This is a genomic window from Streptomyces sp. RPA4-2 (assembly GCF_012273515.2).
GTDB classification, from domain to species: domain Bacteria; phylum Actinomycetota; class Actinomycetes; order Streptomycetales; family Streptomycetaceae; genus Streptomyces; species Streptomyces kaempferi.
This window is the reverse complement of the sequence record NZ_CP050975.2, coordinates 6782039-6797754: the sequence shown is the minus strand read 5'-3', so window position 1 is coordinate 6797754 and position 15716 is coordinate 6782039. Positions and strand designations below refer to the sequence as shown.

Sequence of the window (15716 nt, the reverse complement as noted above, 5' to 3'; positions counted from 1 at the left end):
GAGCGGCCTCCGACGGGCCCCCGCGTGTGCTCTCAGCTCTCCATGAACGTGATGTCCTGCTGCCGCACCGCGTGGAACTTCGGCAGGGGCAGGCCGCCCGCGCCGGGGCTCAGCTCCATCAGCGTCGCCTCGACCTGGCCGGCTCCCGGCCGGAGAGTACCGGGCTCGCGCTTCTCGGAGTTGGTCCAGCGGTGCTCCACTCCGTCACAGACCGCCGAGGTGCCGCCGATGCCGTGACGCACTCTGGAGTCGCCCTGCCACACCGACGAGGACACGAACACCGGGCCGGTACCCGTCGGACACCGGTAGGTGCCGGAGAGCGTGATGGTGCCGTCCGCCGCGAGGTGACCGATGTCGTCGACGGTCACCGTCTCGTACGGGTCCGACAGGCCGGCGGCGGACGCGGCGACGGCGGACGGGACGAGCAGCAGGAGCGCGGCGCCGGTGACCGCGCCGATGACCTGACGCAAGGACATGGAAGTACCTCCTGGAACCGGAAGGCTCCACAGGTACCGGCCCGGTGCGCCCGGGGCGGTGATCGTCACCCCTTTGGTGGCGAGTCCGCCCCACGCGTCATGGGAACGTCCGAGAGTTGTCCGTGTGTTGTCACGCTTCTCGACCGGCTGTTCCGATGAGTTCGCCGCGGGAGCATGGTCTTGTACATGCGAGGCGGCGACAGCGCCGCAGGCACTCATCGCATCCGACGTGGAGGTGCGCCATGTGTTCCCACCAGGCTCTGTGCCCGTCCGCGGACTCCAGGCTTCCGCACGTGGTGTCGGCCCACCACGAGCAGGGGTGGAGCCTGCTGTGCAACGGCGCGATCGTCTTCGACGACAGCGGCGAGCTGCGCCCCGACGGCAGCGTGGTCGCTCCGCACCGGATGTTCGCCGAGCGGCTCACCATCGCCGCCTGATCACCCCCCCCCGGCCGGCACCGCGCTACGCCAGTACCGCGAAACCGTCGAGTTCGACCAGGGCGCGCTCGTCCCACAGGCGCGCCGCGCCGACGACCGCCATCGCGGGGTAGTCGCGCCCCGCCAACCGCCGCCACACGCGCCCGAGTTCGGCGGCATGAGCTCGGTAGTCCGCGACATCGGTGGCGTAGACGGTGACCCGCGCGAGGTCGGACGGGGTTCCCCCCGCCGCCCGCAGCGCGGTGAGCAGGTTCGTCAGCGCCCGCTCGAACTGCTCCGGGAGGGTCTCGCCGACCACCTTCCCGTCCGTGTCGAGCGCGGTCTGGCCCGCCAGGAAGACGACGCGGGTACCGGTGGCGACGACAGCGTGCGAGAAGCCGGTGGGCGGGGAGAGTTCGGGCGGATTGAGACGCTCGGTGCTCACAGTGCCTCCCATGCGGCGTACAACTCCTTGGCGATGACAGCTCGTTGGACCTCGCTCGCGCCCTCGTAGATACGGGGAGCGCGGACCTCCCGGTAGAGGTGTTCGAGGAGATGACCGCGGCGCAGGGCGCGGGCGCCGTGCAGTTGGACCGCCGTGTCGACCACGTACTGGGCCGTCTCGGTCGCCAGCAGCTTCGCCATCGCCGCGCGCCGGGGCACGTCCGGGGCCCCTTCGTCGTACGCCGCCGCGGCCGCGTACACCATCAGGCGGGCCGCCTCCGTCCGCAGCGCCATCTCGGCGACCTGGTGGGCCACCGTCTGCAGATCCTTCAGCTTCCCTCCGAACGCCTCTCGCCGGGAGGTGTGCGCGAGCGTCGCCTCCAGGGCCGCTCCCGCCATGCCGACCGCGAAGGCGCCCACGCTCGGGCGGAAGAGATTGAGGGTGCCCATCGCGACCCGGAAGCCCCGGTCGGGTTCGCCGAGCACGTCGTCCGCCGTGACCGGTACGGCGTCGAAGGCGAGGGCGCCGATCGGGTGCGGCGAGAGCATGTCGAGCGGGGTACCGGTGAGGCCGGGCCGGTCGGCGGGGACGAGGAACGCGGTGACACCTCGGGCACCGGCTCCCGGGGTGGTCCGGGCGAAGACGGTGTAGAAATCGGCCTCGGGCGCGTTGGAGATCCAGCACTTCTCGCCGGTGAGCCGCCAGCGCCCGGCCCCGTCGGCCTCGGCGACGGTCCCGGTGTCCCCCTCGTCGGCGGACAGGGCCCGGTCCGCGCGCAGGGTCAACGCCGCCGCGTCGGAGCCCGCGGCGGGCTCACTGAGGGCGAAGGCGGCCACCGCGGTGCCGTCCGAGACGCGCGGGAGCCAGTGCGCGCGCTGCGCCCGGGTGCCGTACGCGTGCACCGGATGCGCGCCGAGTCCCTGCAGGGCGAGCGCGGTCTCGGCCTCCGTACAGACGTGCGCCAGGGACTCCCGCATCAGGCACAGGTCGAGCGCGCCGGAGGTGAACAGCCGGGCGAGCAGCCCGAGTCGGCCCAGCTCGGCGACGAGAGGTCGGTTGACGTGACCCGGCTCGCCCTTCTCGGCCAGCGGACTCAGCCGCTCGGCGGCGAGCGTACGCAGCTCGGCGCACCAGGCGCTCTGCGCCGTGTCGAGCGAGAAAACGGTCACGGCCGGTCCCCTCTCCCCCGCGAGTCTCCCTTGCGAGCCCCAGGTTATCGCGGGACGTTGACTGTCGTCACCAACACGATACGCTCCTTGTGCGCAACCGAGAGCGGAGCGACAGACCACGCACGACGTGCCACGGATCACGCACCACGGATCACCCACCACGCACCATGCGCCACCAACCACGCGCCACAAGCCGCGAGTTGAGAGCCGCGAGCCCACCACGACAAGGGGGCGAACCTCCATGGACCCCGGCGACACCCTGGAGCCGACGACCTCGGCCCACCTCGACACCTTCGCCCGCGACCACCTCCCGCCGCCGGAACAGTGGCCCCGACTTCCTTTCGACCTGCCCGAGTTGAACTATCCGGACCGGCTCAACTGCGCGGCCGAGCTCCTCGGCGGCGGACATCCGCAGCGCCCCGCCTTCCGCACGCCGTCCGGCGACGTGTGGACGTACGGACAGCTCCTCGCGCGCGTCGACCGCATCGCCCATGTGCTGACCACCGAGCTGGGCGTGGTACCCGGAAACCGGGTCATGCTGCGCGGGCCCACCACGCCCTGGCTGGCCGCGTGCTGGCTGGCGGTCCTGAAGGCGGGCGCGATCGCCGTCACCGTGCTCGCCCAGCAGCGCCCGCACGAGCTGACCACGATGGGCACGATCGCCCGGGTGACCCATGCCCTGTGCGACATACGGTCGGTCGACGACCTGGCCGGGGCGGACCTCCCGGGGCTGCGGATCACGACGTACGGCGGTGACGCGCCCGACGACCTGCTGCTGCGGATCACGGGCGCGCCCGACGAGCCCTTCACGGCCGTGGACACGGCCGCCGACGACGTCGCGCTGATCGCGTTCACCTCGGGCACGACCGGCCGCCCCAAGGGCTGTGTGCACTTCCACCGCGATGTGCTGGCGACGGCGGACACCTTCTCCCGCCATGTGCTGAGGCCGCGCGAGGACGACGTCTTCACCGGCAGTCCCCCGCTGGGGTTCACCTTCGGGCTCGGCGGACTCGTCATCTTCCCGATGCGCGCGGGTGCCTGCTCCCTGCTCCTCGAACAGGCGGGTCCCAAGCAGTTGTTGCCCGCCATCGCGGATCACCGTGTCTCCGTGCTGTTCACCGCGCCGACCGCGTACCGGGCGATGCTGACGGAACTGGACGGATACGACACGACGTCGCTGCGGCGCTGTGTGTCGGCGGGTGAGAACCTGCCCGCCGCGACCTGGCAGGCCTGGCAGGCCCGTACCGGGCTGCGCATCATCAACGGCATCGGCGCCACCGAGCTGCTGCACATCTTCATCTCCGCGGCCGACGAGCGGATCAGGCCCGGCACGACGGGCCTACCCGTCCCCGGATGGCAGGCCCGCGTGGTCGGCGCCGACGGGAATCCGGTACCCGACGGCGAACCCGGCCTGCTCGCCGTACGCGGCCCGGTGGGCTGCCGCTATCTCGCCGACCCGCGGCAGCGGGAGTACGTGCGCGACGGCTGGAACCTCACCGGTGACACCTATGTCCGCGACGCCGACGGCTACTTCCGCTATGTCGCCCGCGCCGACGACATGATCGTCTCGGCCGGTTACAACATCGCGGGACCGGAGGTCGAGGACGCGCTGCTGCGCCACCCGGACGTCGTCGAGACCGCGGTCGTGGGCCGCCCCGACGAGGCCCGCGGCCAGGTCGTGGTGGCGTACGCGGTACTGCGGCCGGGCGCGCCACGGGACCCGGAGGCGCTGCGGGTCTTCCTCAAGTCCGAGCTCGCGCCCTACAAGTGCCCCCGCGAGTTCGTCTTCCTGGACGTGCTGCCGCGCACGGCGACGGGGAAGCTGCAGCGGTTCCGGCTGCGTACGGCCGTCCCCGTACAGGCGGCCCTCGGGCGCGAGTCGTCCTTTGGGGGTGAGTCGTCCCCCGGAGGCGGGTTGCCCACCGGGGGCGGTTCCAAGTGATCTTCGAGCACTAGAGTGATCAATGTGTCAGAGCAGCGCGCCCCCCGGTCCCTCATCGTCACGTTCTACGGCGCGTACGGCCGTTACATGCCCGGCCCCGTGCCGGTGGCCGAGCTGATCCGGCTGCTCGCCGCGGTCGGCGTCGACGCGCCCTCCGTGCGCTCGTCGGTCTCCCGGCTCAAGCGCCGCGGACTGCTCGAACCGGCCCGTACCTCGGCCGGCGCGGCGGGCTACGGGCTGTCGCCGGACGCGCGCCAGCTGCTCGACGACGGCGACCGGCGGGTGTACGCGACGGCGCCTCCCGAGGACGACGGCTGGGTGCTCGCCGTCTTCTCCGTGCCGGAGTCGGAGCGCCAGAAGCGCCACGTGCTGCGCTCGCGGCTGGCCGGTCTCGGCTTCGGGACGGCCGCACCCGGGGTGTGGCTCGCTCCGGCCCGGCTGTACGAGGAGACGCGGCACACCCTGGCGCGGCTGCGGCTCGATCCTTACGTGGAGCTGTTCCGTGGCGAGCACCTGGGCTTCGCGGCGACGGTGGACGCGGTCGCGCGCTGGTGGGACCTGAGTTCGATCGCCAAGGAGCACGAGGCGTTCCTCGACCGGCACGCGCCCGTGCTGCACGCCTGGGAGCGGCGCACGGACACCCCTCCCGAGGAGGCGTACCGCGACTACCTGCTGGCCCTGGACACCTGGCGCCACCTCCCGTACGCCGACCCGGGACTTCCCGTCGCGCTGCTGCCCCGGGACTGGCCCGGAGCCCGTTCGGCCGCTGTCTTCCGGGCCCTGCACGAGCGGTTGCGCGACGCGGGGGCGGACTTCACCGAGGTGCCCGCGTAGTTCACACGGGCGTCCCGGGCGTCCCTCGCGGCCGGCCTCAAGTCTCCAGTGAGAGGCGGGGTTTGGGGGCGTCGGTGCGTCCGGTCTGTGGGCGCCTGCTGCCGGCGCGGTAGGGCTTCGGCCAGGCGACGCCCGGACCCTCGTACCCCTGCTCGGCCGCCGCGTGGAGTGTCCAGTGCGGGTCGTAGAGGTGCGGCCGGGCGAGCGCGCACAGGTCCGTGCGCCCGGCCAGGATGAGCGAGTTGACGTCGTCCCAGGAGGAGATCGCGCCGACGGCGATCACCGGCAGGCCGGTCTCGTGGCGGATCCGGTCGGCGTACGGCGTCTGGTACGAACGTCCGTACTCGGGCCGCTCGTCCGCCACCACCTGGCCCGTCGACACGTCCACCGCGTCCGCGCCGTGCGCGGCGAAGGCCCGCGCGATGGCGACCGCGTCGTCCCCGGTGGTGCCGCCCTCGGCCCAGTCGGTGGCGGAGATGCGGACGGTCATGGGACGTTCCTCCGGCCACACCGCCCGTACGGCGTCGAAGACCTCCAGCGGGAAGCGCAGTCTGCGCTCCAGTGAGCCGCCGTAGGCGTCGGTGCGCAGGTTCGTCAGTGGCGAGAGAAAGCCGGACAGCAGATAGCCGTGGGCGCAGTGCAGTTCGAGGAGGTCGAAGCCGCAGCGCGCGGCACGCCAGGCGGCGGCCGCGAACTGTTCCCGGATGTCGGTCAGTTGTGCGCGGGAGAGCTCGCGGGGTGACTGGCTGTCCGGTCCGTACGGGATCGGGGACGCGGCCACGAGGGGCCAGTTGCCCTCCTCCAGCGGCTCGTCGATGCCCTCCCACATCAGCTTCGTGGAGCCCTTGCGGCCGGCGTGGCCGAGCTGGACGCCGATGGCGGTGCCGGGTGCCTGCGCGCGCACGAAGCCGGTGATCCGCCGCCAGGAATCGGCCTGGCGGTGCGTGTAGAGCCCCGCGCAGCCGGGCGTGATACGGCCCTCGGCGCTCACGCACACCATCTCGGTCATCACCAGGCCGGCGCCGCCGAGCGCCCGCGCGCCCAGGTGCACGAGGTGGAGGTCGCCGGGTACGCCGTCCACGGCCGAGTACATGTCCATCGGGGAGACCACGACCCGGTTGCGCAGGGTCAGTCCGCGCAGCCGCAGCGGTGTGAACATCGGGGGCGTGCCGGGTGGGCAGCCGAACTCGCGCTCGACCGCGGTAGTGAAGTGCGCGTCGCGCAGCCGCAGGTTGTCGTGGGTGACCCGGCGGCTGCGGGTGAGGAGGTTGAAGGCGAACTGGCGCGGCGGCTGGTCGACGTACCGTCCCACGTTCTCGAACCACTCCAGACTCGCGCGGGCGGCGCGCTGGGTGGACGCGACCACCGGGCGCCGCTCCTCCTCGTACGCGGCGAGTGCCTCGTCGATCGTGGACCGCTCCTGAAGACTGGCGGCGAGGGCGAGGGCGTCCTCGACGGCGAGCTTCGTGCCCGAGCCGATGGAGAAGTGGGCGGTGTGCGCGGCGTCGCCCAGGAGCACCAGATTGCCGTGCGACCAGCGGTCGTTGACCACCGTGCGGAAGGTGGTCCACGCCGACTTGTTGGACCGCAGCGGCCGTCCGCCCAGGGCGTCGGCGAAGATCTTGGCGCACCGCTCGACGGACTCCTGCGCGTCCAGGTCGGCGAACCCGGCGGCCCGCCACACCTCCTCGCGCATCTCGACGATGACGGTGGAGGCGTCGGCCGCGTACGGGTAGGCGTGCAGCTGCATCACCCCGTGCTCGGTGCCGGCGACCTCGAAGCGGAAGGCGTCGAGGGCGAAGTCGGCGGCCAGCCAGATGTAGCGGCACCGGTGTTCCTCCACGGACGGCCCGAACACGTCCGCGTACGCCTCCCGGATCAGGCTGCGCACCCCGTCGGCGGCGACGACCAGGTCGTACGCCCCGCTCAGCTCGGCCGGCGCCGGGGCCTCGGCCCGGAAGCGCAGCTCGACGCCGAGCGAGCGGCACCGCTCGTGCAGGATCTCCAGCAGCCGGCGCCGGCCGAGCGCCGCGAAGCCGTGGCCCCCGGAGGTGTGGTGGACACCCCGGTGCACGATGTCGATGTCGTCCCAGCGCACGAACTCGTCCTGGAGCGCCGCGTACACGACCGGGTCGGCGTGCTCGATGCCGCCGAGCGTCTCGTCGGACAGGACGACGCCGAAGCCGAAGGTGTCGTCGGGGGCGTTGCGCTCCCACACGGTGATCTCACGGCCGGGGTCGAGCCGTTTGAGCAGGGCGGCGGCGTACAGTCCGCCGGGACCGCCGCCGACGACGGCGACACGCAGCGGCGCGCCGGGCCGCCCGGTCACGGCCGGCGCGGGCAGCGCGGCGCCCGCGCGCGGCAGCACGGCGCCGGCCGGTTCCGGGGCGCCCGGATCGCGCGAGGTGACCACGGCTATCGCCCCCGCCACTTCGGCGCGCGCTTCTCGGTGAAGGCGGCGTGGAACTCGGCGTAGTCCTCGCCGTTCATCAGCAGGGCCTGCGTCGAGGCGTCCAGCTCGACGGAGGCGGCGAGCGGCATGTCCAGTTCGGCGGTGAGCAGCGCCTTCGTCTGGGCGTACGCGAGGGCCGGCCCGGCCGCCAGACGCTGGGCCAGCGCCCGCGCGGCCTCGTCGGCGTGCCCCTCCTCGGTCAGCTCGCTGATCAGGCCGATCCGTTCGGCCTCGGGCGCGCGCACGGGGTCGCCGAGCATCAGCAGCCGGGTCGCGTGGCCGAGCCCGACGACGCGGGGCAGCAGATAGGCGGCGCCCATGTCGCCGCCGGAGAGTCCGACGCGGGTGAAGAGGAAGGCGAAGCGGGCGCTGGGGTCGGCCACCCGGAAGTCGGCTGCCAGCGCGAGCACGGCTCCGGCGCCCGCGGCCACGCCGTGCACCGCCGCGATCACCGGGAAGGGGCACTCCCGTACGGCGCGCACGACCTGTCCGGTCATCCGGTTGAAGTCGAGGAGCTGGGCGGTGTCCATGGAGAGCGTGGCGCCGATGATCTCGTCGACGTCGCCCCCCGAGCAGAACCCGCGGCCCTCGCCGGCCAGCACCAGGGCACGCACCGACCGTTCCCGGGAGAGCTCGGCGAGCAGGTCACGCAGGTCGGCGTAGGCGCCGAAGGTGAGGGCGTTGAGTTTCTCGGGCCGGGCCAGGGTGACCGTGGCGACCCCGTCGGCGAACTCGCACCTCAGGTGCCGCCAGTCGGAGGTGCGGGCGGCTGAGCCGGTGAAGGGACTCATGACGGACGGCCTCCTCGGGCGGGGCGGCGGTCTGCGCGGCGGGACCGCCCGCGCTCCCTCACGAAGTTATCACCTGTCCGTGACTGTCGTCACGAGTGCGCGATAACCCTGGCGTGAAGCGACCGCCGTCCGACGCCCGCGCTCCTGGCCCGTCACGGAGTAACGGAACCGCGATAGGCCCGTAACGACAGGAGCGCGTCGCGGGAGGCGAGCCGTTGACCTGGGTACGCACCCTCATGCCCGCCGAACGTCCCGGGAGGACCCTGCCGAACGTCCCGCGAAGCGCCCGCCGAGCGCCTCTGCCCGGCCACGCCGTACCCTTCCTAAAGTTGAAAGCAGGACAGCCTGCTCCATGAACGGACCCGCCTTGCACGACACCCCCGCCCCCGCCTCCTGGCGCATCGCGCTGCCGCACACCGCAGCGGCCGTGCCGGTGGCGCGCGCCCTGGTCCGCACCGCGATGGCCGAGCTGGAGCACTCGGCCGACAGCGACACCGCGGAGCTGCTCACCGCGGAGCTGGTGGCCAACGCCGTGAAACACACCGCCGGGGACGGTCCCATAGAACTGGTCGTGGAACTGATGGCGACCGGCTGCCGGGTCGAGGTGCACGACCCCGACCCGGCGCCGCCGGGCAATCTCACCGCCCCCGGACCGGCCGAGGCTCCCGACCCCTGGCAGGAGCACGGGCGCGGCCTCCTGCTGATCCGGACCCTCAGCTCCTCCTGCGGTCACCGCCCGACCGACTCCGGCAAGGCGGTCTGGTTCAGGCTTCCCGTGGCGCCGGTTCAGCGGCGGCTGCCGGCGTGACCCCGGCCGGGCGGGCGAGCAGCGAGCGACGGCGCCCGTAGAGGACGTACACGAGGACGCCGGCCAGCAGGAACCCGGCGAACTGGATCCAGGTCGTCCAGCCCGTCTCGTACATCAGATACAGACAGAAGCCGACGCCGAGCAGCGGTACGACGGGGTAGAGCGGCACCCGGAACGTACGGGCAAGACCCGGCTCCCGCCTGCGCAGTGCGATCACCGCGACATTGACGGCGGCCATGGTGGCCAGCGTGCCGATGGTCGTCAGGTTGACGACGGCGTCGAGGGAGGCGAAGGCGGCCGGGACCGCGAAGACGAGCGCGACGATCAGGGTTCCGGCGACCGGTGTCGACGTCCTCGGCGAGATCTTCTCGAAGACGCGCGGGACGAGTCCGTCGCGGGACATGGACATGAGGATGCGGGTCTGTCCGTACATCACCGCGAGCACCACCGAGGCGATGGCGACGACCGCGCCGAACGCGACGACCGCGCCGCCGATCGTGGAACCGGTGACCACGTCGACGACGTACGAGAGCGCGGCCGGCCTGCCGCCCACCGCGTCGCCGCCGACCGCGCCGATCGCCGCGAGGGCGACGGCGCAGTAGAGCAGGGTGACCAGGCCGATGCAGATCAGGATGGCGACGGGGATGTCACGGCGGGGGTTCTTGGCCTCCTCGCCGGCGGTGGTGATCGCGTCGAAGCCGATGTACGAGAAGAAGGCGGCCGTGGTGCCCGCCCCGATGCCGCCGAGACCGGCCGGTGAGAACGGGGTGAGGTTGCCGTCCTTGAAGGCGCTGAACCCGATCGCGCAGAAGGCGACGAGCACAACGAGCTTGAGCAGGGCCATGGCAGCGGTCGCGCGGGCGCTCTCGCGCACCCCGCGGACCAGGAGCACCGCGGCCAGCCCGATCACGATGACCGCGGGAAGGTTGACGACTCCGCCGTCGGAGGGCCCGGCGGAGAGTGCCGCCGGGAGCTGCGTGCCCGTGAGGCTGTGCAGCAGTTCGTTCACGTACTGGCTCCAGCCGACCGCGACGGCCGACACGGAGACGCCGTACTCCAGGAGCAGGCACCAGCCGACGAGGAAGGCCGTGCCCTCGCCGAGCCCGGCGTAGGCGAAGGAGTACGAGGATCCGGAGACCGGGATCGCGCCGCCGAGCTCGGCGAACGAGAAGGCGGTGAAGACGCAGGTGATCGCCGCGAGGATGAACGAGACGACCACGGCGGGTCCGGCCTGCGCGACCGAGTCGGAGAGGCCGACGAAGATCCCGGTGCCGACGATCGCGCCGACACCGAAGCAGATGAGCTGGAAGAGGCCCATGGTGCGCTTGAGGCCGTGGCCCTCGCGGTCGGCGCCGGATTCGGCGACGAGGAGCGCGGGGGACTTGATCCGCAGAGCCCGGGGATCGCGGGCGGTGCCCGGGGTCCGGGTCGCGCCCGGAGCGCGGGACGCGGCGGGGGCCTCGGTGGTGGTGCGGGACGCCGGGGACGCGTGGGGGGTTCCGGGCGTGCGGGTGGTGCGTGGAGCGGGCATGCGGGTGGTGCTCATTTCCGGTGGTGCGGGGTGCGACGGTGGGGTGTCCCCCCGTTCGGGCGGAGCCGAGTGCCCGGGGTAGAGTCGCGTGGCGGCCGCGGAAGGGGTGGCTCCGGACCGCCGGTCAGGATATGGCCTGCGGCGATACCGGTCAGGCCAAGGTCGCGACCAGGACCGCCTTGATGGTGTGCAGCCGGTTCTCCGCCTCGTCGAAAACGACCGAGTGGGGCGACTCGAACACCTCGTCGGTCACTTCGAGCGAGTCGAGACCGTGGGTGGCGTGGATCTCGCGGCCGACCTTGGTGCCGAGGTCGTGGAAGGCCGGCAGACAGTGCAGGAACCTCACGTCCGGATTGCCGGTGGCACGCAGCACGTCCATGGTCACGGCGTACGGGGACAGGGCGCCGATGCGCTCGTCCCACACCTCCTTGGGCTCGCCCATGGACACCCAGACGTCGGTGGCGACGAAGTCGGCGCCCCGGACGCCCTCGCCCACGTCCTCGGTGAGGGTGACGCGGCCGCCGTTGGTCCCGGCGAGTTCGCGGGCCCGCGCGATGATCTCGTCGGCCGGCCAGTAGGCCCGCGGGGCGACGATGCGGACGTCCATGCCGAGGAGCGCACCGGTGACCAGGTAGGAGTTGCCCATGTTGAAACGGGCGTCACCGAGATAGGCGAAGGCGATCCCGTCGAGGGGCTTGGCGCAGTGCTCGGTCATCGTGAGGACGTCCGCGAGCATCTGGGTGGGGTGCCAGTCGTCGGTCAGACCGTTGTAGACGGGCACGCCGGCATACGCGGCCAGCTCCTCGACCGAGGCCTGGCTGTCGCCCCGGTACTCGATCGCGTCGAACATCCGGCCGAGGACGCGCGCGGTGTCCTTCACGGACTCCTTGTGGCCTATCTGCGAGCCGGACGGGTCCAGATACGTCGTCGAGGCGCCCTGGTCCGCGGCGGCGACCTCGAAGGCGCAGCGGGTACGGGTCGAGGTCTTCTCGAAGATCAGCGCGATGTTCCTGCCGCGCAGGTACGGGGTCTCGGTCCCGGACTTCTTGGCCGCCTTCAGCTCGGCGGCCAGCTCGATCAGACCGCGGAACTCCTCTCCGGTGAGGTCCAGCTCCTTGAGGAAGTGGCGGCCGGCGAGGGCGGTCGGGACTGTCGCCATGGGGGCGCTCCTGGGGACTGGGGGACGGAAGAGGTCATACGGGCGGGGTCTTTTGGAATTCTATACGATGCTCAACATTTCTATACGGAGCAGGTGTGGTCGGCACGCCCTTGGCGACCATGACGGCGGAGCCGCTCGGCACGGGCCGGGGCGACCGGCACGCGGCGGAACCGGACCCGGCCGTCCGCAGTCGCGGCGGTGGGCCCGGAGGGCACCGCGGGCGCGTCGGCGGCCCGGAGGCCCGACGCGGGCGGGGTACCGCTCCGGCAGCCGAGCGGCACCGGAGCCTATACGGGTGCCCGTTCGACCGGGCAGCTCATGCAACGGGGGCCGCCCCGGCCGCGGCCGAGCTCACTGCCCGGGATCTCTATGACCTCGATGCCCTGCTTGCGCAGATGCGTGTTGGTGGTCGCGTTCCGCTCGTAGGCGACCACGACACCCGGCTCGACGGCGAGGACGTTGCACCCGTCGTCCCACTGTTCGCGCTCGGCCGCGTGCACGTCCTGCGTGGCGGTCAGGACGCGGATCTCGGTGAGCCCGAGCGCCGCGGCGATCGCACGGTGCATGTGCTCCGGGGGATGGTCGGTGACCTTCAGCTCCTTCTCCCCCACGCCCGGCTCGATGGTGTACGAGCGCAGCATGCCGAGCCCCGCGTACTGGGTGAAGGTGTCGCCGTCCACCATGGTCATCACGGTGTCAAGGTGCATGAAGGCCCGCCGCTTGGGCATGTCGAGCGCCACGATGGTGCGGGCCGAGCCGGCGGCGAACAGCTTGTGCGCGAGCATCTCGACGGCCTGGGGAGTGGTCCGCTCGCTCATACCGATGAGGACCGCGCCGTTGCCGATGACCAGTACGTCACCGCCCTCGATGGTCGACGGGTAGTCCGCCTGGCCCTCCGACCAGAGATGGAAGGACTCGTCCCGGAAGAGCGGGTGATGCCGGTAGATCGCCTCGAAGTGCACGGTCTCGCGCTGCCGGGCCGGCCACCGCATCGCGTTGATGGAGACCCCGTCGTAGATCCAGGCGGAGGTGTCCCGGGTGAAGAGGTGGTTCGGCAGCGGACCGAGCAGGAAGTCGTCGAGGTCCATGACATGGAAGCGCACGGACGTGGGCTCGGGATGGACGTCCAGGAACTCCCGCTTGGTCATGCCGCCGACGAGCGCGGCGGCCAACTCGTCGGCGGGCAGCGTCTCGAAGGAGGCCCGCAGGTGGTCGGTCGCGAGCGGCCCGTACTCCTTCTCGTCGAAGACCCGGTCCAGGACGAGCGATCTGGCGGCCGGGATCTCCAGCGTCTCGGCGAGCAGGTCACCGAAGAGGTGGACGGTGACCCCCCGGTCGCGCAGCACGTCCGCGAACCCGTCGTGCTCCGCACGGGCCCGGCGCACCCACAGCACGTCGTCGAAGAGCAGCGCGTCCTTGTTGCTGGGGGTGAGCCTCTTGAGCTCCAGATCAGGCCTGTGCAGGATGACGCGGCGCAGCCGCCCGGCCTCGGAGTCGACATGGAATCCCATGTCTCCATCCTGACCATCCGGACGCCCGTTCACCCGCGGATCGGGCCGACCCGGGCCACTTGATTTCGTCCTCTTGACGATAACCCGAAGCCCGATTATCGTCTCACTGACGACAATAAGGAACGAAGGGTCGCCGGGACCGCCCGGCGACAAGGGGGTACCCATGGCCGACATCACCCGGCGTCTCGGCTGGCGCCATCTGCGCGGGGCGCCGACCGCCCACGTCCGCCACCACCGGTCGGGCCACCTCGTGCACGACGGCCCCGGGCTCAGCTTCTGGTACCGCTCCCTGACCGCCGTGCTCTCCGAAGTCCCGGTGGACGACCGCGAGTTGGCGATGACCTTCCACGCCCGTACGTCCGACTTCCAGGACGTCGCGGTACAGGCAACCGTCACCTACCGCATCAGCGACCCGGGGGTCGCGGCAGCGCGCCTGGACTTCTCCATCGACCCCGACACGGGCGCCTGGCGCGGCGCGCCCCTCGAACAGCTGGGGACGCTGCTGACCGAGACGGCCCAGCAGCACGCCCTGGACGTACTCGCCCGTACGCCCCTGGCGGCGGCCCTGATGGACGGCGTCGCCTCGGTGCGCGAACGGATCGCGGGCGGCCTGGCCGCCGAACCCCGGCTTCCCTCCACGGGGATCGAGGTCGTGGCCGTACGTGTCGTGGCGCTGCGCCCCGAGCCCGAGGTGGAGCGGGCCCTGCGCACCCCTGCCCGCGAGCAGATCCAGCAGGAGGCCGACCGGGCGACGTACGAACGGCGGGCCGTCGCGGTCGAGCGGGAGCGGGCGATCGCCGAGAACGAGCTCGCCAGTCAGATCGAACTCGCCCGGCGCGAGGAGCAGTTGGTCGACCAGCGTGGCACGAACGCGCGGCGTGAGGCGGAGGAGCACGCGGCGGCGGACGCGGTGCGGGCCGGGGCGGAGGCCGCACGGACGGTCCGCCTGGCGGACGCCGAGGGCACCCGCGTGGTGCGTCTGGCCCAGGCCGAGGCGCAGGCCGCGCGCGAGGTCGGCGAGGCGCGGGCCGTGGCCCAGGCCGCCTGGCTGCGGGTCCACTCGGACGTGGACGTGGCCACGCTGCACGCCCTGACGGGCACGCGGCTCGCCGAGAACCTGCCGCGCATCGACAGCGTCACCGTGTCGCCCGACGTCCTGACCGGCCTGCTCTCGCGGCTCGGCGGGACCCCCGGAGAGCCGGCGTGAGTCTCGCCCCGCGGGTCGTGCTCGTCCATCGCACCACGGAGTACGAGGAGTTGGTGGCCCGGCACGGGACGCACGGGCAGGCGGCGTTCTTCCTCACCTCCCGCGGCCGGGACATCGAGGAGGTCGCGGAGCGCAGCCGCCGGAACCGGCGGGCGCTGGCCGAGGTCGCGTCGGCGGTGCCGCTGACATGGCGTCAGGCCAGGGTCGAGCGCGGCGACCTGGACCGGTTCCTGTTCGGTCCCGAGGACGTCGTGGTCGTGGTGGGACAGGACGGGCTGGTCGCCAATGTCGCCAAGTACCTGTCCGGGCAGCCCGTGATCGGGATCGACACCGATCCCGGGCGCAATCCGGGTGTGCTGGTGCGGCATCGGCCCCGGGACACGGGCGCCCTGCTCGCGTCGGCGCACGGGGGCCCGGCCGACGAGTTGACCATGGTCGAGGCGGTCGCGGACGACACGCAGCGGCTGCTGGCGCTCAACGAGATCTATCTGGGAGCCGCGGGCCATCAGACGGCCCGCTATCGGCTGGGGCTCGACGAGTACGGGGGTGCCGTCGAGCCCCAGGCCTCGTCCGGGGTGCTGGTGGGCACCGGGACGGGGGGCGAGCGGGTGGCTCCGCTCGGTGTGGCAGGGGCGGGGCGGCGCGTTGCCGCTACCCCGCCCCACGGACGAACGGCTGATCTGGTTCGTCCGGGAGGCCTGGCCGTCGCCGGTCACGGGTACGTCGCTGGTGGCCGGTGAGCTCGGGGGGTCCGGGCGGTTGTCGCTCACCGTCGAGTCCGATCGGCTGATCGCGTTCGGGGACGGGATGGAGGGGACGCGGTGGAGTTGGTGTGGGGGCAGACGGTGCGGGTGGGGGTGGCGGGGGTCAGGTTGCGACTGCTGACCTGAGGGTTCTCGCCCCCGCTCGCCCGAAGCGCTCGTCCTCGAACGCCGGACGGGCTGGCTATGTCAGCCCGTCCGGCGCTTGAGGACA

General features: G+C 72.3%; 13 protein-coding genes and 1 pseudogene. 6 read left to right on the top strand and 8 right to left on the bottom strand.

Annotated elements, in window-relative coordinates; all coding sequences use genetic code 11:
• Positions 1 to 32: 32 nt before the first annotated feature.
• The gene (locus tag HEP85_RS29765) at positions 33 to 476 is read right to left on the bottom strand and encodes a DUF6299 family protein (protein WP_168530641.1); all 444 of its coding nucleotides are present in this window, start codon (positions 474 to 476) and stop codon (positions 33 to 35) included.
• A 242-nt stretch (positions 477 to 718) separates the two neighbouring features.
• Between HEP85_RS29765 and HEP85_RS29760 the strand changes: the two genes are divergently transcribed.
• A complete protein-coding gene (locus tag HEP85_RS29760) occupies positions 719 to 913 on the top strand; it encodes a DUF5999 family protein (RefSeq protein ID WP_168530640.1) in 195 nt (64 codons plus the stop codon).
• Between the two features lie 25 nt (positions 914 to 938).
• Here HEP85_RS29760 and HEP85_RS29755 read toward each other — a convergent pair whose 3' ends face one another.
• Positions 939 to 1337, bottom strand: a complete 399-nt coding sequence (locus HEP85_RS29755) for a RidA family protein (RefSeq protein ID WP_168534147.1) — start codon at positions 1335 to 1337, stop codon at positions 939 to 941.
• Positions 1334 to 2506, bottom strand: a complete 1173-nt coding sequence (locus HEP85_RS29750; RefSeq protein WP_168530639.1) for an acyl-CoA dehydrogenase family protein — start codon at positions 2504 to 2506, stop codon at positions 1334 to 1336. The genes HEP85_RS29755 and HEP85_RS29750 overlap by 4 nt, the downstream gene beginning before the upstream one ends.
• 241 nt (positions 2507 to 2747) lie before the next feature.
• Here HEP85_RS29750 and HEP85_RS29745 point away from each other — a divergent pair, with 241 nt between their 5' ends.
• Both HEP85_RS29745 and HEP85_RS29740 read left to right on the top strand, forming a co-directional pair.
• On the top strand, positions 2748 to 4448 hold the full coding sequence (locus HEP85_RS29745; RefSeq protein WP_168530638.1) for an AMP-binding protein: 1701 nt from the start codon (positions 2748 to 2750) through the stop codon (positions 4446 to 4448).
• Between the two features lie 15 nt (positions 4449 to 4463).
• Positions 4464 to 5282 (top strand): PaaX family transcriptional regulator C-terminal domain-containing protein, encoded by an 819-nt coding sequence (locus HEP85_RS29740; protein WP_168530637.1) that lies wholly within the window; start codon positions 4464 to 4466, stop codon positions 5280 to 5282.
• Positions 5283 to 5319: 37 nt separating this feature from the next.
• On the opposite strand, the gene HEP85_RS29735 is transcribed toward HEP85_RS29740, so the two are convergent.
• Positions 5320 to 7587, bottom strand: coding sequence for a bifunctional salicylyl-CoA 5-hydroxylase/oxidoreductase (locus HEP85_RS29735; protein ID WP_365220938.1), 2268 nt, complete (start codon positions 7585 to 7587; stop codon positions 5320 to 5322).
• Between the two features lie 110 nt (positions 7588 to 7697).
• Complete coding sequence (locus HEP85_RS29730) at positions 7698 to 8525, bottom strand: enoyl-CoA hydratase family protein (protein WP_168530636.1); 828 nt, start codon at positions 8523 to 8525, stop codon at positions 7698 to 7700.
• Between the two features lie 352 nt (positions 8526 to 8877).
• Here HEP85_RS29730 and HEP85_RS29725 point away from each other — a divergent pair, with 352 nt between their 5' ends.
• Entirely contained in the window at positions 8878 to 9333 is a 456-nt protein-coding gene (locus tag HEP85_RS29725) for an ATP-binding protein (RefSeq protein WP_168530635.1), read from the top strand.
• Here HEP85_RS29725 and HEP85_RS29720 read toward each other — a convergent pair.
• From HEP85_RS29720 to HEP85_RS29710, 3 genes are all read right to left on the bottom strand, one after another.
• Complete coding sequence (locus HEP85_RS29720) at positions 9290 to 10864, bottom strand: amino acid permease (protein ID WP_168530634.1); 1575 nt, start codon at positions 10862 to 10864, stop codon at positions 9290 to 9292. The two genes, HEP85_RS29725 and HEP85_RS29720, sit on opposite strands and share 44 nt — an antisense overlap.
• Before the next feature lie 151 nt (positions 10865 to 11015).
• Entirely contained in the window at positions 11016 to 12023 is a 1008-nt protein-coding gene (argF, locus tag HEP85_RS29715; RefSeq protein ID WP_168530633.1) for an ornithine carbamoyltransferase, read from the bottom strand.
• A gap of 287 nt (positions 12024 to 12310) precedes the next feature.
• The gene (locus HEP85_RS29710) at positions 12311 to 13534 is read right to left on the bottom strand and encodes an arginine deiminase (protein WP_168530632.1); all 1224 of its coding nucleotides are present in this window, start codon (positions 13532 to 13534) and stop codon (positions 12311 to 12313) included.
• A 163-nt stretch (positions 13535 to 13697) separates the two neighbouring features.
• Here HEP85_RS29710 and HEP85_RS29705 point away from each other — a divergent pair, with 163 nt between their 5' ends.
• Together HEP85_RS29705 and HEP85_RS29700 are read left to right on the top strand one after the other, a co-directional pair.
• Positions 13698 to 14741, top strand: a complete 1044-nt coding sequence (locus HEP85_RS29705) for an SPFH domain-containing protein (RefSeq protein ID WP_168530631.1) — start codon at positions 13698 to 13700, stop codon at positions 14739 to 14741.
• Positions 14738 to 15631 (top strand): annotated as a pseudogene (locus HEP85_RS29700) (hypothetical protein). The gene HEP85_RS29705 and the pseudogene HEP85_RS29700 overlap by 4 nt, the downstream one beginning before the upstream one ends.
• Positions 15632 to 15716: the final 85 nt, after the last annotated feature.

Coding starts and splice junctions, on each gene's coding strand:
- HEP85_RS29765 (WP_168530641.1), bottom strand. CDS start 476: ATGTCCTTGCGTCAGGTCATCGGCGCGGTCACCGGCGCCGCGCTCCTG.
- HEP85_RS29760 (WP_168530640.1), top strand. CDS start 719: ATGTGTTCCCACCAGGCTCTGTGCCCGTCCGCGGACTCCAGGCTTCCG.
- HEP85_RS29705 (WP_168530631.1), top strand. CDS start 13,698: ATGGCCGACATCACCCGGCGTCTCGGCTGGCGCCATCTGCGCGGGGCG.
- HEP85_RS29725 (WP_168530635.1), top strand. CDS start 8,878: ATGAACGGACCCGCCTTGCACGACACCCCCGCCCCCGCCTCCTGGCGC.
- argF (WP_168530633.1), bottom strand. CDS start 12,023: ATGGCGACAGTCCCGACCGCCCTCGCCGGCCGCCACTTCCTCAAGGAG.
- HEP85_RS29745 (WP_168530638.1), top strand. CDS start 2,748: ATGGACCCCGGCGACACCCTGGAGCCGACGACCTCGGCCCACCTCGAC.
- HEP85_RS29730 (WP_168530636.1), bottom strand. CDS start 8,525: ATGAGTCCCTTCACCGGCTCAGCCGCCCGCACCTCCGACTGGCGGCAC.
- HEP85_RS29720 (WP_168530634.1), bottom strand. CDS start 10,864: ATGCCCGCTCCACGCACCACCCGCACGCCCGGAACCCCCCACGCGTCC.
- HEP85_RS29710 (WP_168530632.1), bottom strand. CDS start 13,534: ATGGGATTCCATGTCGACTCCGAGGCCGGGCGGCTGCGCCGCGTCATC.